This window comes from Xanthomonas sp. LF07-6 (assembly GCF_034105445.1).
In the GTDB taxonomy this organism is placed as follows: domain Bacteria; phylum Pseudomonadota; class Gammaproteobacteria; order Xanthomonadales; family Xanthomonadaceae; genus Xanthomonas_A; species Xanthomonas_A sontii.
The window spans coordinates 12,943-34,205 of record NZ_JAXGGI010000001.1; the positions used below are offsets into that span (position 1 = coordinate 12,943).

At 69.1% G+C, this 21,263-nt stretch carries 17 protein-coding genes and 1 tRNA gene; 12 read left to right on the top strand and 6 right to left on the bottom strand.

Annotated elements, in window-relative coordinates:
* Positions 1 to 15 precede the first annotated feature (15 nt).
* The 8 genes from ccmC (at position 16) to SLW56_RS00085 (ending at position 7,012) form a co-directional block, all read left to right on the top strand.
* Positions 16 to 765, top strand: coding sequence for a heme ABC transporter permease CcmC (gene ccmC / locus SLW56_RS00050; protein WP_267118055.1), 750 nt, complete (start codon positions 16 to 18; stop codon positions 763 to 765).
* Positions 762 to 938, top strand: coding sequence for a heme exporter protein CcmD (locus SLW56_RS00055; RefSeq protein WP_010343776.1), 177 nt, complete (start codon positions 762 to 764; stop codon positions 936 to 938). The genes ccmC and SLW56_RS00055 overlap by 4 nt, the downstream gene beginning before the upstream one ends.
* Complete coding sequence (ccmE, locus tag SLW56_RS00060) at positions 935 to 1,384, top strand: cytochrome c maturation protein CcmE (RefSeq protein WP_320694163.1); 450 nt, start codon at positions 935 to 937, stop codon at positions 1,382 to 1,384. Before SLW56_RS00055 ends, ccmE begins: the two co-directional genes overlap by 4 nt.
* A gap of 171 nt (positions 1,385 to 1,555) precedes the next feature.
* Entirely contained in the window at positions 1,556 to 3,490 is a 1,935-nt protein-coding gene (locus SLW56_RS00065) for a heme lyase CcmF/NrfE family subunit (protein ID WP_320694164.1), read from the top strand.
* Positions 3,487 to 4,095: a DsbE family thiol:disulfide interchange protein gene (locus tag SLW56_RS00070; protein WP_026143515.1), complete on the top strand. Its 609-nt coding sequence runs from the start codon at positions 3,487 to 3,489 to the stop codon at positions 4,093 to 4,095. The genes SLW56_RS00065 and SLW56_RS00070 overlap by 4 nt, the downstream gene beginning before the upstream one ends.
* Positions 4,092 to 4,550, top strand: coding sequence for a cytochrome c-type biogenesis protein (locus SLW56_RS00075; protein ID WP_017907310.1), 459 nt, complete (start codon positions 4,092 to 4,094; stop codon positions 4,548 to 4,550). The genes SLW56_RS00070 and SLW56_RS00075 overlap by 4 nt, the downstream gene beginning before the upstream one ends.
* Positions 4,551 to 4,554: 4 nt before the next feature.
* On the top strand, positions 4,555 to 5,586 hold the full coding sequence (locus SLW56_RS00080; protein WP_320694165.1) for a tetratricopeptide repeat protein: 1,032 nt from the start codon (positions 4,555 to 4,557) through the stop codon (positions 5,584 to 5,586).
* A 313-nt stretch (positions 5,587 to 5,899) separates the two neighbouring features.
* A complete protein-coding gene (locus tag SLW56_RS00085) occupies positions 5,900 to 7,012 on the top strand; it encodes a homoserine O-acetyltransferase (RefSeq protein ID WP_295923272.1) in 1,113 nt (370 codons plus the stop codon).
* Between the two features lie 288 nt (positions 7,013 to 7,300).
* Here the strand turns inward: SLW56_RS00085 and SLW56_RS00090 are convergent, their stop codons facing one another.
* The 3 genes from SLW56_RS00090 to cydD all read right to left on the bottom strand — a co-directional run bounded on the left by SLW56_RS00090 (position 7,301) and on the right by cydD (position 12,910).
* Positions 7,301 to 9,229: a S8 family serine peptidase gene (locus SLW56_RS00090; protein WP_320694166.1), complete on the bottom strand. Its 1,929-nt coding sequence runs from the start codon at positions 9,227 to 9,229 to the stop codon at positions 7,301 to 7,303.
* A 268-nt stretch (positions 9,230 to 9,497) separates the two neighbouring features.
* Entirely contained in the window at positions 9,498 to 11,195 is a 1,698-nt protein-coding gene (cydC, locus tag SLW56_RS00095) for a thiol reductant ABC exporter subunit CydC (protein WP_320694167.1), read from the bottom strand.
* Complete coding sequence (cydD, locus tag SLW56_RS00100) at positions 11,192 to 12,910, bottom strand: thiol reductant ABC exporter subunit CydD (protein ID WP_320694386.1); 1,719 nt, start codon at positions 12,908 to 12,910, stop codon at positions 11,192 to 11,194. The genes cydC and cydD overlap by 4 nt, the downstream gene beginning before the upstream one ends.
* A gap of 272 nt (positions 12,911 to 13,182) precedes the next feature.
* Here cydD and SLW56_RS00105 point away from each other — a divergent pair, with 272 nt between their 5' ends.
* The 4 genes from SLW56_RS00105 (at position 13,183) to SLW56_RS00120 (ending at position 16,232) form a co-directional block, all read left to right on the top strand.
* Entirely contained in the window at positions 13,183 to 14,772 is a 1,590-nt protein-coding gene (locus SLW56_RS00105) for a cytochrome ubiquinol oxidase subunit I (protein WP_017910523.1), read from the top strand.
* A gap of 19 nt (positions 14,773 to 14,791) precedes the next feature.
* A complete protein-coding gene (gene cydB / locus SLW56_RS00110; RefSeq protein WP_152237528.1) occupies positions 14,792 to 15,943 on the top strand; it encodes a cytochrome d ubiquinol oxidase subunit II in 1,152 nt (383 codons plus the stop codon).
* Between the two features lie 23 nt (positions 15,944 to 15,966).
* A complete protein-coding gene (gene cydX / locus SLW56_RS00115; protein ID WP_010343450.1) occupies positions 15,967 to 16,095 on the top strand; it encodes a cytochrome bd-I oxidase subunit CydX in 129 nt (42 codons plus the stop codon).
* A 60-nt stretch (positions 16,096 to 16,155) separates the two neighbouring features.
* A tRNA-Pro gene (locus SLW56_RS00120) sits at positions 16,156 to 16,232 on the top strand.
* Between the two features lie 427 nt (positions 16,233 to 16,659).
* On the opposite strand, the gene SLW56_RS00125 is transcribed toward SLW56_RS00120, so the two are convergent.
* Genes SLW56_RS00125 through SLW56_RS00135 form a run of 3 tightly spaced genes read right to left on the bottom strand, consistent with a single transcriptional unit; the run spans position 16,660 to position 21,167 of the window.
* Positions 16,660 to 17,844, bottom strand: coding sequence for an HlyD family efflux transporter periplasmic adaptor subunit (locus tag SLW56_RS00125; protein ID WP_320694168.1), 1,185 nt, complete (start codon positions 17,842 to 17,844; stop codon positions 16,660 to 16,662).
* On the bottom strand, positions 17,837 to 20,005 hold the full coding sequence (locus SLW56_RS00130; protein ID WP_320694169.1) for a type I secretion system permease/ATPase: 2,169 nt from the start codon (positions 20,003 to 20,005) through the stop codon (positions 17,837 to 17,839). Before SLW56_RS00130 ends, SLW56_RS00125 begins: the two co-directional genes overlap by 8 nt.
* A complete protein-coding gene (locus SLW56_RS00135; protein ID WP_320694170.1) occupies positions 19,995 to 21,167 on the bottom strand; it encodes a TolC family protein in 1,173 nt (390 codons plus the stop codon). The genes SLW56_RS00130 and SLW56_RS00135 overlap by 11 nt, the downstream gene beginning before the upstream one ends.
* Positions 21,168 to 21,263: the final 96 nt, after the last annotated feature.

Genomic DNA, 21,263 nt, shown 5'->3' on the forward strand with positions numbered 1-21,263 from the left:
GCTAGAATCGTCCGCATGGCCTCTCTCGTCCGCTGGTTCCACCAACTCGGTTCGCCGCCGACCTTCGATCGCTTCGCTGCGCGCTGGACGCCGTGGTGCTACCTGGCGGCGCTGCTGCTGGCCGGCGTGGGCATCTGGCAGGCCCTGTTCGTGGTCCCGGCCGACCGCCTGCAGAGCGACGCCTTCCGCATCCTCTACATCCATGTGCCCAGCGCCTGGATGAGCCTGTTCGTGTTCGGCCTGATGGCCATGTACGCGGCCATCGCCCAGGTCTGGCGGATCAAGCTGTGCGAGATCCTGGCGATGGCCTGCGCGCCGATCGGCGCCGCCTTCACCCTGATCACCCTGCTGACCGGCAGCATCTGGGGCAAGCCGATGTGGGGCGCCTGGTGGGACTGGGACCCGCGCCTGACCACCGAGCTGATCCTGCTGTTCCTGTACATCGGCGTGATGGGCCTGTACCTGGCGATCGAGGACCGGCGCACCGCCGCACGCGCGGCCGGGCTGCTGGCCATCGTCGGCGTGGTGCTGCTGCCGGTGATCCGCTATTCGGTGGTGTGGTGGAACTCGCTGCACCAGGGCCAGACCATCCGCCTGTTCGGCCAGTCCAGCATGGACCCGAGCATGCTGCCGCCGCTGTGGCTGATGGTGGCCGCGACCAAGTTCTGGTTCGCCGGCTCGCTGCTGGCGCGCGCGCGCGCCGACAACCTGCGCCGCGAGGCCGGCAAGGACTGGGTGACGCAACTGGCGGAGGCACGCGGATGAACTACCTGCCGTATGTGGTCGGTGCCTATGCGGTGTTCGCCGGGGTGCTGCTGGCCGATTTCGTGCTGGCGCGGCTGCAGGTGCGCAACGCCCTGCGGGCGGCACGGCTGCGCGCGCAACGCAAGCGCCAGGCCAAGGCCGAACCGGCGCCGCCGCTGGAGCTGAGCCGATGAACCCGCAGCGCAAGCGCCGCCTGCTGTGGCTGATGCTGCTGGTGCTGGCCACCGGCCTGACCACCACCCTGGTGGCGATGGCCCTGCAGCGCAATGCCGCCTACCTGTACACCCCGGCCGAAGTGCTGGCCGGCAAGACCGGCGCGCACGCGCGCTTCCGCCTCGGCGGCATGGTCGAGAAGGGCTCGTTCCAGCGCGCACCCGGTTCGCTGCAATCGCACTTCCGGGTCACCGACGGCGATGCGCAACTGACCGTGCGCTACGACCGGATCCTGCCCGACCTGTTCCGCGAGGGCCAGGCGGTGGTGGCCACCGGCAGCATGCACGACGGCGTGTTCGTCGCCGAGGACGTGCTGGCCAAGCACGACGAGACCTATATGCCGAAGGAGCTGGCGGACAAGATGGGCAGCGCGCATCGCAAGCATGATGTGGGGGCGATGCAGTGAGGGGCGTGAATCGGGATTGGGGAATGGGGAATCGTCGAAGCAAAAGCGCTGGCACGATCGTTGGCACCACCAAGCAGCGGCGACGGAACCCGGGGGGGCAGCCTTGCGCCATGTGCATCCCGCAATCCGCTGCGCGTCCCGCCCTACCCGCCCGCGCGTTCCGCAAGCGCCATGCTGCCTGAGGTCGGTCAGCTCTTGCTGATCCTCGCCCTGCTCACCGCGGTGTTGCAGGCGGCGCTGCCGCTGGCCGGCGCGCAGCGCGGCGATGCGCGCTGGATGGGCGTGGCGCGGCCGGCCGCGTTCGCGCAACTGGCGCTGGTCGCCGGCGCCTTCGCGATCCTCACCCATGCGTTCGTGACCCAGGACTTCTCGGTGGCCTACGTCGCCGAGAACTCCAATTCGCTGCTGCCGCTGGTGTACCGCTACTCCGCGGTGTGGGGCGCGCACGAGGGCTCGCTGCTGCTGTGGACGCTGATCCTGGCGCTGTGGACCGGCGCTGTCGCGCTGTACTCGCGGCGTCTGCCGGCGCACGTCGTCGCGCGGGTGATCGGCACCCTGGCGCTGGTCAGCATCGGCTTCCTGGCGTTCCTGCTGTTCACCTCCAACCCGTTCGCGCGGCTGCTGCCGGCACCGCTGGAAGGGCGCGATCTCAATCCGCTGCTGCAGGATCCCGGCCTGGTGATCCATCCGCCGCTGCTGTACGCCGGCTACGTCGGCTTCGCGGTGCCGTTCGCCTTCGCCATCGCCGCGCTGCTGGACGGCCAGGTGGACGCGCGCTGGTTGCGCTGGACGCGGCCGTGGACCAACGTGGCCTGGGGCTTTTTGACCATCGGCATCGCCCTCGGCAGCTGGTGGGCGTACTACGAACTGGGCTGGGGCGGCTGGTGGTTCTGGGACCCGGTGGAGAACGCCAGCTTCATGCCGTGGCTGGCCGGCGCGGCGCTGCTGCATTCGCAGGCGGTCACCGAGAAACGCGGCAGCTTCGGCGCCTGGACCCTGTTGCTGGCGATCGCCGCATTCTCGCTGTCGCTGCTCGGCACCTTCCTGGTGCGCTCGGGCGTGCTGACCAGCGTGCACTCGTTTGCCGCCGACCCCGCCCGCGGCCTGTTCATCCTGGTGTTCCTGAGCCTGCTGTGCGGCGGCGCGCTGCTGCTGTACGCGCTGCGCGGCGGCCGGGTGGCGGCGGCGGCCGACGAGGCGCGGCAACGCTTCGCCCCGGCCTCGCGCGAGACCCTGCTGCTGGCCAACAACCTGCTGCTGACCTGCGCCTGCGCCATGGTGCTGCTGGGCACGCTGTATCCGCTGCTGGCCGATGCGCTGGACCTGGGCAAGCTGTCGGTGGGGCCGCCCTACTTCGGCACCTTGTTCATCGTGCTGATGGCGCCGCTGGTGGCGTTGCTGCCGTTCGGTCCGCTGACCCGCTGGCAGCGCGAACAGGCGTCGCGGCCGCTGGCGCTGCTGGCGCCGTGGGCCGGCCTGGCGCTGCTGGCCGGGGCAATCGGCTTCTTCCTGGCGCCGCAGGGTGCGTGGAAGACCGCCGCCGGCGTCGCCGCCGCGACCTGGGTGCTGCTGGGCACCGCGCGCTTCGTATGGAGCCGGCGCCAGCTCAAGGGCAGCCGTTTCACTGCCGAGATGCTGGGGATGACCCTGGCGCACACCGGCATCGCCGTTTTTCTGGCCGGCGCGTTGCTGGTCGAGGCCCTGGAGCAGCAGCGCGAAGTGGCGCTGGCGCCCGGTCAGCACCTGGAGCTGGGCCGCTACCGCTTCGAGCTGCAGGGCCTGGACCAGCGCAAGGGCCCCAACTACGTGGCCGAGCGCGCGCACGTGCAGGTGCTGCGCGACGATCGCCCGCTGGCGCTGCTGCACCCGGAAAAGCGTCTTTACGCCAGCGGCGGCCAGAACATGACCGAAGCCGGCATCCACCCCGGCCTGTTCGGCGATGTCTACGTCGCCCTCGGCGAGCCGCTGGGCGGCAACGCCTGGGCGATGCGCGTCCACGTCAAACCCTTCGTGCGCTGGATCTGGCTTGGCACGGCGCTGATGGCGCTGGGCGGTTTCGTCACCGCCGCCGACCGGCGCTTCCGTCGTTCCCCGGAGACCCCCTGATGTCCGCTCCCGCTCCACGTCGCCTGCCGCTGCCCGCCATCCTGCTGGGCGCGCTGTTCTTCCTCGGCCTGCTGGCGTTGATGGTGTATGCGGTGCAGCGTTCCGGCAGCGCCGATCGCGACGCACTGCCCTCGGCGCTGATCGGCAAGCCGGCGCCGGCGTTCGAACTGCCGCTGCTGCACGACGCCTCGATCCGCGTGCGCAGCAGCGAGTTGCTGGGCGCGCCGTACGTGCTCAACGTGTGGGGCAGCTGGTGCCCGGCCTGCCGCGAGGAACACCCGGTGCTCACCCGCTTCGCGCTCAGCAAGCGTGTGCGGGTGATCGGCTACGACTGGAAGGACACCCGCGAGGACGCGCTGCGCTGGCTGGAGCAGTTGGGCAATCCGTTCCTGGCGGTGCTGTTCGATCCCGAAGGGCGTACCGCGATCGACTGGGGCGTGGCCGCGGCGCCGGAGACCTTCCTGGTCGACGCGCGCGGCGTGGTGCGCTGGAAGCATGCCGGCCCGCTGACCGATGCGATCATCCGCGACGAACTGCTGCCGGCACTGGAGCAGGCCGAGCGCGACGCCCCGCCGACGCGCGCCCAGGGTAAGGCCACGCCATGAGCCAGCACCGCCGGCCTGCGCTGCGGCTGGGCCTGCTGGCGCTGCTGGCGTGGTCCACGCTGGCCGGCGCCGAACCAGTGTCCGATCCGACCCCGCTGGCCTACCGCTCCGCCGCCGAGGAGGCGCGCTTCCATGCGCTGACCGCGGAACTGCGCTGCGTGCAATGCCAGAACCAGTCGCTGGCCGACTCCCACGCGCAGATCGCCATGGACCTGCGCCGCGAAGTGCTGGAACTGATGCACCAGGGCAAATCGGATGCGCAGATCAAGCAGTTCCTGGTCGATCGCTATGGCGAGTTCGTGCTGTACCGGCCGCAACTGGAAGCGCGCACCTGGCTGCTGTGGTTCGGCCCCTTGCTGCTGCTGGCCGGCGGCGCCGTGGTGCTGATCCGGATGGTGCGGCGACGCGCGCCGGCAGCGACCGCGCTACCGCTGCAGGACGAACAGGAATGGTGAGGCGATGCTGAGTTGGGGCATGTCGGCCGCGGCGGTGGCGCTGGCGGCGCTGGTGTTCGCGGTGGTGTTGTGGCCGCTGCGCAGCCGCGGCCGCAACGGCGCGGTGCTGGCGGTGGCGATCCTGGCGCTGGGCGTGGCGACGGCGGCGCTGTATGCGTTGGTCGGCACCCCGCGCGCGTTGCAGGCGCAGAACCGCGAGGCACCACGCACGCTCGAGGATGGCGTGAAGCAACTGCAGGCGGCGCTGGCGAAGGATCCCAACCGGGCCGACGGCTGGGCCTTGCTCGGCCGCAGCCAGATGTCGCTGGGCCACCACGCCGAGGCCGCGGCCGCATTCGCGCGTGCGGTGCGCCTGGCGCCGGAGCAGGCGCCGCTGCTGATCGAAGCAGCCGAGGCGCGTGCGATGGCCAACCCGCAACGGCAGTTCGACGACCAGGCGTTGGCCTGGCTGCAGCACGCCCTGCAATTGGCGCCGGGCAGCGAACGCGGCGCCTGGTTCCTGGGCATCGCCCAGCGCCAGCGCGGCCAGGACGCCGCCGCCGCGGCCACCTGGGAAGCGCTGTTGCCGCGCGTGGACGCAGCCACCGCCGCGGCGCTGCGGCCACAGATCGACGCGGCGCGCAGCGCCGCCGGCCTGCCCGCCTTGCCCACTGCCGGCGCCACGGCGCAGCCTGACAAGGCGCCGGCGACCGCCGGCCTGACCGTGGCGGTGTCGCTGGACCCGGCGTTCGCCGCCCGCGTGCGCCTGCGCGGCGACGCCAGCGTATTCGTGATCGCACGCGTACCGGGCGGCCCGCCGATGCCGGTGGCGGTGCAGAAGCATCCACTGCAGGCGCTGCCGTTGCGGGTGACGCTGAGCGACGCGGACAGCCCGATGCCGACGCAGAAACTCTCGCAACTCAAGCAGGTGCAGGTGATCGCGCGGCTGTCGGCCAGCGGTAATGCCATGCGCCAGGAGGGCGATCTGGAATCGGCGCCGGTGACGGTCACCCTGCCGGCGACCGCGCCGGTGGAGCTGGTGATCGGCAAGCCATAGCGCAAGCAGTCGTGTGGGAGCGACCGTGCCTGATCGGGACCGTCCGGTCGCGACCAGGCCAAGACGCCAGCAAGAATGCGAAACGTCGTTGCAGCAGCGGCTTCAGCCGCGACACGCTCTACCGGGAGGCCTGTCGCGGCTGAAGCCGCTCCCACGAGGCAACAGCGTGTCGGACTGGATCGCGGTGGAAGCGAATGATCAGACGCGCGGTAGATCCGGCCCGGCGTCACTCACGGACGCCATCGCGGCCCGACACGCTCCATCCCGCACCACGCATACGCCGGATGCGCAATCGCGCGGCTAGAATCGGCGCATGACCGAATTCATCCCGCCCGGCAGCCGCTTCCTCGCCCTGCCCTCGCCGTTCCCGATGAAACGTGGCGGCCAGTTGCATGGCGCGCGGGTCGCCTACGAAACCTGGGGCACGCTGTCGGCCGCGCGCGACAACGCGGTCCTGATCGTCACCGGACTCTCGCCCGACGCGCATGCCGCAGCCAATGCCGACGATCCCACGCCAGGCTGGTGGGAAGGCATGCTCGGCCCGGGCAAGCCGATCGACACCCAGCGCTGGTTCGTGATCTGCGTGAACTCGCTGGGCAGTTGCAAGGGCTCGACCGGCCCCGCCTCAGCGCACCCGGACGACGGCCAGCCGTATCGCCTGCGCTTCCCGGAGCTTTCGATCGAGGACGGTGCAGACGCCGCCGCGCAAGTGGTGCGGGCACTGAACATCGCGCAGTTGGCCTGCGTGATCGGCAACTCGATGGGCGGCATGACTGCGCTGGCGCTGCTGCACCGGCATCCCAGCCTGGCGCGCAGCCACATCAACATCTCCGGCAGCGCGCAGGCACTGCCGTTCTCGATCGCGATCCGCTCGCTGCAGCGCGAGGCGATCCGCCTGGATCCGAACTGGAATGGCGGCGACTACGACGAAGCCACCTATCCCGAGTCGGGCATGCGCATGGCGCGCAAGCTCGGCGTGATCACCTATCGCTCGGCGCTGGAATGGGACGGACGCTTCGGCCGCGTGCGGCTGGACTCGGACCAGACCGACGACGATCCGTTCGGCCTGGAATTCCAGGTCGAGAGCTACCTGGAAGGCCACGCCCGCCGCTTCGTGCGCCGCTTCGACCCGAACTGCTATCTGTACCTGAGCCGCTCGATGGACTGGTTCGACCTGGCAGAACCTGCGGGCGGCGACGTGCTGGCCGGCATCGCCACGATCCGCATCGAGCGCGCGCTGGCGATCGGCGCCAACACCGACATCCTGTTCCCGGTGCAGCAGCAGCAACAGATCGCCGACGGCCTGCGCGCCGGCGGCGCACAGGCGCAGTTCCTGGGGCTGGATTCGCCGCAGGGCCACGATGCGTTCCTGGTGGATTTCGCGCGGTTCGGACCGGCGGTGCGGGAGTTTCTGGATGCGCTGTGAGTGGTGCGGCGTACTGGCCGCACCACTCCATCATGCGGTGCCTGGCGATGCCGCCATCGGCAAGTCGAGATGGACTTACCTCAAGATGCATCCCGCTCAGTGAGTTGATTTCCCTCCGAACACGTCGCACCTGGCAGATCCCCCGCGCGTAACCGCTGCCACGGCCGTACGCACGAACCGACTGAAGCGCTGGCGACACACGGAATTGGAAAGGCAGAAGCGAGAGCACGGCAGATCCTTTGCCGTACTCTCGCCGATCGTTGCAGCAGGACGCCGGCAACGGTGATATCAGTTGAACCGCGGCATGTCCGCCAAGGCCGTGTTCTGGATCAGCGCCTCGCCATTGAACTCGAAGTAACGGCCATAGGCGGTGATCACCTCATGTCGATTGCTCTTGAGCTCACGCGTATCGAACTTGCACGGCGTACCCGCCGGACCGTAGTTGCAGATCTGCTGATAGCGCGCAACGCTCTGCAGCGGACCGGAAGCAAGCAGATTGCCGTTGGCATCCCACATCCAGTACTGGCCATAGGCGTTGACCGACTCGACCAGCCCGCCCCACTCCGGGAACACGACCAGCGAGCGCGTGTCGAATACGCAGGGATTCCTCTGGGTTTTCTGGTAACACGGCCCATTGGCGGCAGCGTATCGCGGTACATCGTGCAGCGCTCCACCCTGCGGGCCGAATGGCTGACCGTTAGCGTCAAAGTTCCAGTAACGGCCATAGGCGGTAATGGATTCCAAATAGCCCACACCCGGGTAGTTCACTTCGGCGCGGGTGTCGAACGTGCACGACTTCTTGCGCTTCGCGAACTGCGCCGTGCACGGCCCGTTCCCGCGTGCATAGACAGGCGAACTGCTGAGCGGCACGGGAAGCGTCACCGGCAAGCCCTGAGCATCGAACTTCCACACATGGCCATAAGCGGTGACCGTCTCAGTGCCGTCCGGCGAGACATCCATGCTGCCCAATGCGCACGGCGTTTGCGCCGATTGGCCAGGCACGTTGTAGCGGCAAGGACCAGCGGACGTCCACTGGCCGGCGACGCCTCGTGCCTGACTGACTGCAGCTTCTGCATTCAGCATGCCAGCGCCACAACCGCCGGAAGGACATACCACCGGGCCGGCAGAAGATTGCAGGATGTTCGTGATCTGCGCGGGACTCAGCGAGGGATTAACAGAAAGCATCAGACCGATGACACCACTGACATGTGGTGCTGCCATCGACGTTCCGCTCAAATAGCGATAGCAGTGCACCCATTGCGTGCCGGTGCCCTCAGCCCAAGTCGCCAGCACACCCACCCTGCTTGTGCTGAATCCCCTATTGCCGACATTGTTCTGCAGAGAGCATGGTTCCACGCCAGCACCGTACAAACCGTCCTCAATCGTCACGCCACCACCTGGAGCAGTCAATGTCAGTGACGGGCCACCATTGCTGTAGGGAGCTTCCACATTTGGCTGCTGCGGCGTACCGAGGGATGCCCCGACAGAAATCACCCCGGGACAGGACGCTGGACTCACATTCGCTACATCGACCCGCGCCCTCGGGAGTGGCTCGTTGCCGTAGCTGATATCAGGCGTATTGTGGTTGCCGGCCGCTGCGACGACCGACACCCCCGCGGACACCGCGCTGGCGATCGCCGCTTTTGTGAGCTTGTACGTTTCGCTAGCGCTACACGAAACATCTGGCTGAGCGAGGCTGAGATTGATCACTCGCGCGCCAGCCTGCACCGCGAGTTGAACGCCGCGTGCAATGTCCTGATCTACAGGGTCGATCTTGATCGACACCACTTCGCATTGCGGACAGACGCCAGCGATTCCCTGACCATTGTTGGTTCGGGCCGCAACGATACCAGCAACATGCGTACCGTGCGTGTACGACGGAACATTCCTAGGATCCTGCCCTGCCTTTTCGTCATCGTCCAAGACCTGAGTTGCGTCCAGATAGAAGTCTTGACCAGCACCGTCCTTGGCCCAGTTAATATCTGGATGCTCGGAATAGCCCGTATCGAGAACCGCCACGCGGATCCTCTCGCCACCGGCTGGGGCCAGCGCCCAGGCCTGCGGCGCACGGATCGCATTGAGCGCCCACTGCTGCGCCGAAAGCGGATCATTGGTCAGCGCCTGCGCGTTGACTGTGCCACTCAACGACAAACCTGCCATCACCCCGAGTCGCACCAGGGCAGACAAACGTTTCTTCGCGAACATTGTTCCAGACATACGTGAAACTCCTTTTCTCTGATGGGCAACCCCCTGTCGCCCGGTCACCCGGAAAGAAACTGACTACCGCTTCGTGGTGTTCGTTCCGCATCACCGACCGTCGCGAAATTCTAGAGCGGTGACGTCTCACAGGCCGACACTGACGGCGCGTTGTATACCATTAGAGAATCTCGTCCCAGTTGCCATCGTTCTGCGACGTGCGTGCTTGGAGGTCGCCGCCATTCGTGGCACACGTGCGCCACGCGCGACCAGTCACGCTGCGCGTGTCTCACACCGTGTCATCGCCCGACGCTTCGACGCTGCGCACGAGCTGTCCGCCCTGCAAGCGATAGCGCACATGCACCACACCGTCGGGCAGCGCATCGTGACTGATCAGCAGCAGGCTGCGCTGGCCCAGCGCCTGTGCCAGGTCGCGCAGCAGCGCCTGCGCGGTGTCCACGTCCAGACCTTCGGTGGGTTCGTCCAGCACCAGCAACGGTGCCTCGCGCAACAGGGCACGGGCCAGGGCCAGGCGCCGCGCCTGGCCGGCGGACATGGTGGCGCCGTTTTCGCCGAGCCAGGCGTCGAGGCCACCGACTTCGTGCAGCCAGGCGTCGAGCCGCACGTCGGTCAGCACCCGCTGCAGCCGCGCATCGTCGGCCGATGGATCGCCCAGGCGCAGATTGTCGCGCACGCTGCCGGCGAACACCGGCGCGCCCTGCGGCAGCCAGGCGACGCGGCGATGCCACTGTGCCTCGGCGACCTCACGCAAATCCGTGCCGGCGTAGCGCACGCTGCCCTGTTGCGGATCCCACAGCCGCAGCAGCAGCGCCGACAGGGTGGTCTTGCCGCTGCCGCTGTCGCCGCAGAGGGCGATGCGCTCGCCCGGGGCGATGCGCAGGGACACACCGTCGAGTACGCGCCGCGCCTCGCCCGGCCAGGCGAACACGACGTCGTCGAACTGCACCTCGCCAGTGGCCGGCAGCGACTGCGGTTGCGCCGGGTCTAGCACTGGTGGCGCCTGCCCGGCGATCGCCTGCAGGCGCCGCGCGGCGACGCGGCCGGACTGCAGCGCCTGCCAGGCCAGGCCGGCCCCGGCCCAGACCTCGAGCAGGGCCACGGTCAGGAACACCAGGCCGGCGGCCTGTTCGGCGCTGATCGCGTCGGCACGCGCCGCACGCAGCGCCACCCACAGCATCGCCAACAGGCCCGCCGCAGCGCACAGCGCGTGCAAGGCGTTGCCGCCGATCAGCCGCTGCCGCTGACGCCGGTCCTCGGCGCGCACCGCCTGCGCGCTGGCGTCCACGCGCGCGATCCAGGCGGCTTGCGCGTCGAGCGCAGCCAGGTCGGCGGCGCCCTCCAGGCCTTCGTAGGCCAGGGTACGCAAGGCTTCGCGCTGCTGCGCGCGTGCGCGTTCGCGGGCCTCGCCGCCGCGCGCCACCACCCACGGCACGCCGAGCCCGATCGCCAACGCCAGCGCGGTCAGCACCAGCGCCGCCGGCCCGTGGATCGCCGCTGCCGCGGCAATGCCGATCGTGCCGACGCCGAGCAGTGCGGCCAGCGGCGCCAGCGCGCGCACCACCAGGCCGTCGACCTCGCCGATGTCCGACATCAGCCGTGCCAGCAGTTCGCCGGTGCGGCTGGCGCCGAGCCGCGCCGGTGCCAGCGGCAGCGCGCGGCGGAAGAACCACACCCGCAGGTCGCGGGCGATGCGCAGGGTCGCGTCGTGTCCGACCAGCTTTTCGCCGTAGCGCGAGGCGATGCGCGCGAAGGTCAGTGCGCGGATGCCGGCCGACGGCGAGAAGAAGTTGAAGCCGCTGCCCATGCCGACCGCGCCGGCCAGCGCGGCGGCGGTGAGGAAACCGCCGGACAGGCCGAGCAGCCCGACCCCGGCCAGCATCGTGCACAGCACCAGCAGCGCGGTCAGCAGCAGCCGGCCGAGATGGCGGCCGAACACGCCGCGCAAGCTGTCGCGGGTGCCGCTCATGGCTGCGCTCCCTGGGTCGCGGCGGAGGCGTTGCGGGCCGGCAACCGCAGCACGGTATCGGCCCAGCGCATCGCCGCCTCGCTGTGGGTGGCGACGATCACGCTGCGGCCGCGGGCGAAGTCCGCCAGCGTGCGCAGCAGGTCCGCCTCGGTATCCGCGTCCAGGAACGCGGTCGGTTCGTCCAGCAACAGCAGTTCGGGATCGCGCAGCAACAGTCGCGCCAGGCCGATGCGCCGCGCCTCGCCGCCCGAAAGGCCGAAGCCGCGCTCGCCGATCGGCGTGTCCAGCCCCTGCGGCAGCCGCGCGGCGAAGCGCAGCACCTGCGCCGCCTCGGCGGCGGCATGCAGTTGCGCAGCGCTGGCCTGCGGATCGGCCAGGCGCAGGTTGTCAGCGATGCTGCCGTGGAACAGATACGGCCGCTGCCCGGCGTAGCCGATGCGCAGTCCCTTGCGCACCTGCAAGGTACCGGCACGCGGCGGCAGCCACCCGGCCAGCGCTTCCAGCAGCGTGCTCTTGCCGCTGCCGCTGGGGCCGACCAGGGCCAGGCGCTGGCCGGCGTGCAATGCGAAGTTCAGATCCTGCACCGCATCGCAACGCGCGCCCAGCGGCCGCAGATGCAGCGCGCGCACCTGCAGCAGCGGTACCTCGCGCGACGCGCTTGTGGAAGGCGCGGCGACGGGCATTGCCTCGGCAGCGGCGTCGTTCGGCACGGCGGCCCCCTCGGCGTGCGCAGCCGGCGCATCCATGGCCTGCGGCAGGCTTTCCAGCATGCGCTCCACCTCGGCCGCCGCGGCCAGCGCATTGGCGCGGTCGTGGTAATGCGCGGCCAGGCGCCGCAGCGGCGCATAGAACTCCGGCGCCAGCAGCAGGCAGAACACGCCGGTACCCAGGGTCGGCACGCTGCCGTGCAGGGCGATCATGCCGAGGTAGCTCAGGCCCAGGTACAGCGCGACGATCGCCACGCTGACCGAGGCGAAGAACTCCAGCACGGTGGACGACAGGAACGCGATGCGCAGCACTTTCAGCGTGCGCTCGCGCACGCCCTCGGCGGCAGCGGCGATCCCGCGCAGTTCGTCGTCGCCGCGCCCGTACAGGCGCAACAGGCCCAGGCCCTTGAGCCGGTCGGCGAAGTGCCCGCCCATCCGCGCCAGTTCGCGCAACTGACGGCGGCCGGCAGCCTCGGCGCCCCAGCCCACCAGCATCATGAAGATCGGCACCAGCGGCGCGGTGAACAACAGGATCAGACCGACCACCCAGTCGCTCCACGCCACCGCCAGCACGATCAGCAGCGGCACCACGCTCACTTCCCAGCGCGCGGGCCGGTAGCCGGCGTAGTAACCGTCCAGCGCATCGCCATGCGCCAGCAGCAGTTCGCCCAGTTCGCCGTTGCGCTGCCCACGCAGCCACAGCGGACCGCGCTGCAGCAGTTGCCGGTACACGCGCCGGCGCAGCTCGAGTTTGGCCGCATCGGCGACATCGCCGGCAGCCCGCTGCGCGGCGACGCCGAGCCCGGCGCGCAGGACCAACACCAGCGCCAGCAGGCCCAAGGCCGGCAGTGCCTGCGCCAGGTCACGGCGCTCGACCAGCAGCGCCTGCACCAGCCAGGCGATGGCACCGGCCTGCACGATCAGCAGCGCGCCGGACGCGCTGATCGCCGCCGCAGCCAGGCGCTGGCGGCCGCGCGCGGCCGCAGCCAGGCCCTCCAGCCAGCGCATGCGCTGCTGCCGCTGCTGCGGCGTATCGGCGGGCAGTGCAGTGGACGGCTCGGCGGAATCGGTCAAAACGGGCTCGGCGCGGCGAACGAAGTCGCCAGTTTAGCGGGAAGGCGCTTCCGGACCGGAACCGCCGTGGCCGCCACGATGCCGGGCACCCCGGTCCCGCACATTGATCTGAATCAAGGTCGAACGCGCCGCAGCGGCGGAAGATCGCCTCCAATCTCCCGCCACTCGGCCACCCAGATGCACATCTTCCACGAGGTAGCACAGCCATGATCGACACCACTGTCGTAGAGCTGTCGCGGCTGCAGTTCGCCATGACCGCGATGTACCACTTCCTGTTCGTCCCGCTCACCCTGGGCCTGTCCTTCATGATCGCGATCATGGAGAGCGTGTACGTCATGACCCGCAAGGACGTGTGGCGGCGCATGACCCTGTTCTGGGGCGTGCTGTTCGGCATCAACTTCGCGATGGGCGTGGCCACCGGCATCGTCATGGAGTTCCAGTTCGGCATGAACTGGTCCTACTACAGCCACTACGTCGGCGACATCTTCGGCGCGCCGCTGGCGATCGAAGGACTGATGGCGTTCTTCCTGGAGGCGACCTTCATCGGCCTGTTCTTCTTCGGCTGGAGCAAGCTCACCCCGGTCAAGCACCTGATGGTGACCTGGCTGATGGCGCTGGGCACCAACCTGTCGGCGGTGTGGATCCTGATCGCCAACGGCTGGATGCAGAACCCGACCGGCGCGGTGTTCAATCCGGACACCATGCGCATGGAAGTGGTGGACTTCATGGCGGTGGTGTTCAACCCGGTGGCGCAGGCCAAGTTCGTGCATACGGTCAGCGCCGGTTACGTGACCGGCGCGGTGTTCGTGATGTCGATCAGCGCGCTGTACCTGCTGCGCGGCAAGCACCGCGACATCGCCCGGCGCTCGTTCGCGGTGGCCGCCGCGTTCGGCCTGGCCTCCTCGCTGTCGGTGGTGGTGCTGGGCGACGAGAGCGGCTACGCCGCCAACGAGCACCAGAAGATGAAGCTGGCCGCGATCGAGGCGATGTGGGAAACAGAGCAGGCGCCGGCCGACTTCACCGCCTTCGGCATCCCCAATCAGGCCACCGGCAAGAACGACTACGCGATCAAGGTGCCATACCTGATGGGCCTGATCGCCACGCGCTCGTTGAACACGCCGGTGCCGGGCATCCTGGAACTGGTCAAGCGCGCCGAGCACCGCGTGCGCGGCGGGCAGATCGCCTACGGCGCGCTGCAGCGGCTCAAGGCCAACCGCAACGACGCCGAGGCGCGCGCGGTGTTCGATCGCCACTGGCAGGACCTGGGCCATGGCCTGCTGCTCAAGCGCTACCGCGAGGACATCCTCAACGCCACGCCGGAGGAGATCGCCAAGGCCGCGCTGGACACGGTGCCGCGCGTACTGCCGCTGTTCTGGACGTTCCGGGTGATGGCCGGCCTGGGCTTCTACCTGATCGCCTTCTTCGCCGCCGCGCTGTGGTTCTCGTGCAAGCACAATTTCGAGGACAAGCGCTGGTTCCTGAAGCTGGCGCTGTGGACACTGCCGATGCCGTGGATCGCGATCGAGTGCGGCTGGTTCGTGGCCGAGTACGGCCGCCAGCCGTGGGCGGTGGAAGGCGTGCTGCCGACCTTCTATGCCGCCTCCGGCCTGGCCCTGCACGACATCCTGATCACCCTCGCCGGCTTCGTGGCGATCTACACCACGCTGCTGATCATCGAGATCAAGCTGATGCTCAAGGCGATCCGCAAGGGGCCGGACGACCTGCCCGCCCTGCTGCAACCCGCCCCGCGTCCCGTCACCCCGATCGCCGCGCCTGCGGCCGCCGGCCACCTCTGATTCCGGCAGGAGACACACCATGGACTTCATTGCATTGGACTACACCACGCTGCGCGTGATCTGGTGGCTGCTGCTGGGCATCCTGCTGATCGGCTTCGCGGTGATGGACGGTTTCGACCTGGGCGTCGGCGCGTTGCTGCCGTTCGTGGCCAAGACAGACGCCGAACGCCGGCTGGTGGTCAACACCATCGGCCCGGTCTGGGAAGGCAACCAGGTCTGGTTGATCCTGGGCGGCGGCGCGATCTTCGCCGCCTTCCCGCCGCTGTACGCGGTGAGCTTCTCCGGCTTCTACCTGGCCATGTTCGTGATCCTGTTCGCGCTGATCCTGCGCCCGGTCGGGTTCAAGTTCCGCGGCAAGCTGCCCAGCCAGCGCTGGCGCAACGGCTGGGACTGGGCGCTGTTCGTCGGCGGCTTCATCCCGGCGCTGATCATGGGCGTGGCGGTGGGCAACGTGCTGCTGGGCGTGCCGTTCCATTTCGACGACACCCTGCGGGTGTTCTACACCGGCAGCTTCTTCGGCCTGCTGATGCCGTTCGCCCTGCTCGCCGGCCTGCTCAGCGTGAGCATGCTGGTGGCGCACGGCGCGGCGATGCTGGTGCTGAAGACCGACGGCCCGGTGGCCGAGCGCGCGGCGCGCTACGGCAGCATCGCCGCCCTGGCGGCCTGCGCGCTGTTCGCCGGCGCCGGAGTATGGGCGGCCACCGGCCTGCCCGGCTATGCGGTCACTTCGCAGGTGGTCACCGACGGCGCCACCAACCCGCTGCTGAAGACCGCCGTGCTCGGCGAGGTGGGCGGCTGGATGCACAACTACAAGACCATGCCGCTGACGGCCCTGGCCCCGGCCGCCGGCCTGCTCGGCCTGCTGCTCAGCGCGGCGCTGTTGCGCAAGCGCCGCGGCGGCCTGGCGTTCATCGCCTCCGGTGCGGCCATCGCCGGCATCATCCTGACCGTGGGCTTTGCGATCTTCCCGTTCCTGCTGCCGTCCTCCAGCCAGCCGGGCTCCAGCCTGACCGTGTGGGACGCCTCCAGCAGCCACCTGACCCTGTGGATCATGCTGCTGGCCACCGTGGTGTTCCTGCCGATCATCCTCGGCTACACCACCTGGGTGTACCGCGTGCTGAAGGGCAAGGTCACCGCCGCCTCCCTGGACGACAACCCCAACGCGTACTGACGCGCCCGCAAGGAGAAACGATCATGTGGTACTTCGCCTGGATTCTCGGTGTCGGCCTGGCCTCCACCGCCGCCATCCTCAACGGGATGTGGTTCGAGGCCCGCGAGCGCAACGCCGCGGACGCGGCCGACGCGGCCGCCGCGGGGGACTGAAATTTTTTTGCAAAGGCGCTTGCCGAATGCGGAAGACCTCCGTATCATGTGCGGCTCCTTCGGGGTGTAGCTCAGTCTGGTAGAGCGCTACGTTCGGGACGTAGAGGTCGCAGGTTCGAATCCTGTCTCCCCGACCAGTTTCAAGGTCACAAGAAGCCTGGAAAACCACAGTTTTCCGGGTTTTTTTGTGTCCGCAATCCGGTGCGGCCACGCAGCGCGGCAGCCGCCCGCCGCCGCCCGCCCCCGTCTTCTCGAAGCAACCTGGCCTTGACGCCCGGGCCCGGCGCCTCGCCACAATGGCGACGGGGAACCGGCGCATGCATCACGACCCGCGTCTTCGGCGACGACACGCGCCGAAGGCGAGGCGGAGGGCATGTCCGTTCCGACGCCCACGACTCAGACAACAGACACGCGCCATAAATCGGCAGGCCGCACTCTGCCTCTGACCGATTGCGTCCTACTGCGCGCCAGTGGCAGCGGTGACCGAACTCGACAAAACGGTGGATCGGGTAGGCATCTCTCTGGTCGAGTCACGCAGCTGAGCTGGACTGGGCGCGGCCGCGCTCAGCGCAACCGCGCCTTCAACAGCGGCCGCAGCAGGTAATTGAGCACGCTGCGCTTGCCGGTGAGGATGTCGACCTCGGCCACCATGCCCGGAATGATCGGCAGCGGCTCACCGCTGCGCTGCAACTGACTGCCGTCGGTCCGGATCAGCACCTGGTAGAACGATTCCTTGCCTTGCGGCGTCTGCTCCTCGATGGTGTCGGCGCTGATCTGCTCGACCGTGCCGCTGAGCTCGCCGTAGATGGTGTAGTCGTAGGCGGTGATCTTGACCCGCGCGTTCATGCCCGGCACCAGGAACGCCACGTCGCGCGGCTTGATCCTGGCTTCCACCAGCAGCCGCTCCTCCACCGGGATGATCTCCATGATCGGCTCGCCCGGTGGGATCACGCCGCCGCGGGTGTTGATCAGCACGGTGTTCACCCGCCCACGCACCGGCGACAGGATCTCGGTCCGGCGCAACTGGTCTTGGCGCTGGCGCACGATCGGCTCCAGCGCGCTGAGGTCGGCCTTGCGCTGCGCCAGCTCGGTGTAGGCCTCCTGGAAATAGGTGTTGCGCAGCTCGCCGAGCCGGCCCTGCAAGGTGGCGATGTCCTGGCTGAGCTTGAGTGATTCGACCTGGCTGACCGCGCCGCGGGCCACCAACGGCCGCACGATGTTCAACTGGTCCTGGGCCAGGCGGATCTGCCGCTGGATCGCCTGGCTGCCTTCGGCCAGCTTGCTGCGGCGGGACTCGAACAGGTCGCGCTCGGAACGCTGCAAGGCCTGGTTGTCGGCGACCTGCGCCGGGAACGCAATGCTGTTCTTGCCCAGCACTTCGGCCTCCAGCCGCGCGATCGCCGCATGCAGCACCTGCTCCTGGTTGACCGACTCCTGGTAGTTGGTCAGGAAGTGGGTGCGTTCCAGGCGCACCAGTGGCTGTCCCGGTTTGACCAGTTCGCCCTCCTGCACCAGCAGCCGGTCCAGGATCCCGCCCTCCAGGCTCTGGATCTTCTGCATGCGGCTGTACGGCACCACCCGGCCATCGCCACGGGTGACCTCGTCCAGCTCGGCCCAGGCCGCCCAGGCCAGGAAGATCGCCACTGTCGCCAACACGGTCCACAACAACGGCCGGTACAGCGGATGGGTGGAGGCCAGCAGCGGATCGGCCAACCGCCGCCGCAGTGCGATCGCGGTGCGCTCAACCATGGCCGCCCGCCAGTGCCGGCGCCGGCGCCTGTACCCGGTTGCCCTGCAGCACCTGCTCCACCGGTCCATCCACCACCACGCGTCCTTGCCGCAGCACCACGGCACGCCGGGTCAGTTCGAGCATGCTGCGCTTGTGCGTGCTCAGCACCAGCGTGCGCGTGCCCAGCCAGCGCTGCAGGTAGGCGATGACCAGCTGCTCGCTGTGTTGGTCGAAGGCTGCGGTGGGCTCGTCGAGCAGCACCACGCCGGGATCCTGCAGCAGCAGCCGGGCCAGGCCCAGCGCCTGGCGCTGTCCTCCGGACAGGCTGCTGTTGCCCTGGATGGGCAGATCCAGGCCGAAGGGATGCGCGCGCACGAATGCCCCCAGCCCCACCCCGTCCAACGCCGCGTACAGCTCGTCGTCGCCCAGCGCCGCGCCGTGCAGGTTGAGGTTGTCGCGCAGGCTGCCGTGGAACAGGGCCACGTCCTGCGGCAGGTAGCCGATGTTGCGCATGCGGTCGGCCGGGTCGATCTGCGCGATCGCGACGTCGTCGAGCAATAGCCGCCCCGATTGCGCGTCGACCAGGCCCGCCAGCAGGCGCAACAGGGTGGACTTGCCGGCGCCGTTGCCGCCTAGCAACGCCACGCGCTCGCCGGCGCCGATTCGCAGCGCCTGCACGTCCAGCGCCGGCGGCTGATCGCCATGGCGCAGCGTCACCGCATCCAGGCGATAGTCGCCCTTCAGCCGCAGCTTGTGCACGAAGCGTTTGCCGGCCGGCCGTTCCTGCGCTGCGCCCAGCAGCTGGTCCAACCCCTCCATCGCCACCCGGGTATGCTGCCAGCGCCCCAGCACCGCGGCCGCCTGCCCCAGCGGTGCGATCGCGCGCGCGGCCAGCAGCGAGCAGGCCACCAGCGCACCGACGGTCATCTCGCCCTGCTGGATCCGATAGACGCCGAACACCACCACACCGACGTAGGCCAGCTGCTGCACCACCGAGGCGGCATAGCTGAGCGCGGTGGTCAGCGAATGGGTCTTCATCGCCGAGGCCGCCAGTTGCGCGGTCAGCCCCTCCCACAGGCCCTGGCAGCGACCCTCGGCACGCGCGGCCTTGATCGATTCCAGATGCTCGAACGCCTCCAGCAGCAGGCCGTTCTTCATCGCGCCCTCGCGCAGGTTCTGCCGCGACAGTGCGCCGAGCAGGCGCTGCGCCAGCAGCCCGGGCAGCACCATCAACACGCAGGCGACCAGCGGCACCCACACCACGTGGCCGCCGATCAAGGCGATGATGGCTAGGAAGATCGCCACGAACGGCAAATCGCTGATCAGCGCTGCGCTGGACGTGGTGTAGAACTCGCGCACCGACTCGAACTCGCGGACCTGCGTACTGAAGGCTCCCATCGACCCCGGTTTGGCCGCCATGCGCATGGCCAGCACGCGCGAGAACAGCAGCGTGGACAACTGCAGATCCAGGCGCTTGCCCAGCACCGCCAGCAACTGCCCGCGCAGGGTGCGCAACACGCCTTCCAGCACGATCGCCAGGACCACGCCGCTGGCGAGGATCCACAAGGTATCGAAGGCCGCGTTGGGCACCACGCGGTCGTAGACCTGCATTGCGAACAGCGCGGTGGCGATCGCCAGCAGGTTGGCGACCATCGCCGCCGTCGCCACTTCGGCGTAAGAGCGCCACAACTTCTTCAGCGGGCCGTAGAACCAGTGCTCCGCGTCGCTGCCGGCATAGCCGCCGATGCGTCCATCGTCGCGAAAGCGGGGTTTGGCGAATACCGCCGAGCCGCTGTACAGCCGCTCCATTTCGGACAGCGGCATGGTCTGCTCGCCGCCACTGGCATGCGGCAGCAGCACCCGAGCATTCTCCGACTCGATCGCCTCCAGCAGCAGGGTGCGACCATCGTGCAGCAACAGCAGCGCGGGCAGCAGATAGCCGTCCATCCCCGCGAGCGGATAGTCCAGCACGTCGGCATTGAGATCGGCACGGCGCAGTGCCCGGGGGACCAACTGCAAGGGCAGTCGCCCCTGATCCAGCGCAATGCCATCCACCAGTTCGGCATCGGTCAACGGCCGCCCCAGGCGCTGGCACAGCAACAACAGGCCAGGCCGCAGGCCATCCACGTCCGCTGCCTGCGGGGCGCCGATCGACACCGCCGAATTGTCCTCAACCTGCATGGGCGCTCTCCCGGAACATGGCCTGCAACGCCCCGACCTGCGCCGCGGCACGGCAGCGCAGGCGCTTACGTTCGATCCGCAACGCGATCAACTGACGTTCGGCCTCCAGCCGCTCGCGCTGTACGTTGAGCAGTTCGATCACCTCGCGCCGGCCCACGCTCAACTGCTCGCGGTAGAGCTCGGCCACCTCCACCGCCTGCTGCGCCTGTTGCAGCAGTGCCTGCTCGCGCCCGCGCAGCGCATCGCCGGCATCGGCCAGCGTCTGCACGGTGCGCAGGATCTCGCGGCGCACGGCATCCACGTTCCACTGCGCCGCTTCCAGGCGCTGCCGGGCGGCCTGCGGGCGCAGGAACGTCGACATGCCCTGAAAGACGTCCATGCTCAGGCGCAGCGAAATGGTCGAATCGTTCTGCAGGCGCCCGCCGACGTCGCGGCGCAGCGCGGCGGCTTCCAGATTCAATTGCGGCTTCAACGCCGCGCGGGCCTCGCGCACTTCCGCTTCGGCGGCACGCACCTGTTCGTTGGCCTTGCGCAGCAAGGGCGAGGCGTCCACCGTCCGCGCCAGCTGCGCCGGCGCCAGTTGCGGCAGGTCCGGCAGGTCCGGTTCGAGCAGACCCTCGGCCTCCGTGCCAACCAGCAACAGGAACTGGTTGCGCACCTCCTGCAGCGTGCCCTGCTCGGACGCCAACTGGTCCTGCCCGCGCGCCAGTTCCAGCCGTGTGCGCTCCAGTTCGCTGCGATCGGCGTAGCCACCGCTGCGCGCTTCGCTGAGGTCGGCGATGGCCTGCAGGCGTTGCAGGTGCGCCTGCACCGCCTGCAGCCGCTGCTGCGCCAGCAGTACGTCCAGGTACACGTCCACGATCGCCAGCGCGGCATCGTCGGCGGCGACCTCCACCCCGGCGTCCTGCCCGCGCTGCTGCGCCCGTGCCGCCGCGACCCTGCTCGACACACGGCCCCAGTCGTACAGCATCTGCGAGAGGTTGACGTCGTAGACCACCTCGCCGGGATCCATTGCCTTGGGCCCGGCGCCCACCGACAACGCCGGGTAGTAGCCGCTGCGTGCGATGCGCACGTCGGTGGCGGCACGTGCCGCCTCGGCCATCGCCGCGCGCAGTTGCGGCTCGCTGCTCAGGCCTTGTTGCACCGCCTGGGCCAGCGACATGGCGAAGGCACCTGGCGGCACCGCCAGCAACAGCCAGACGCAGGCGCTGGCCGCCCGGCCAGGCCGGCGCACGCGCCGGCCGTGCGTGCAGGTCTC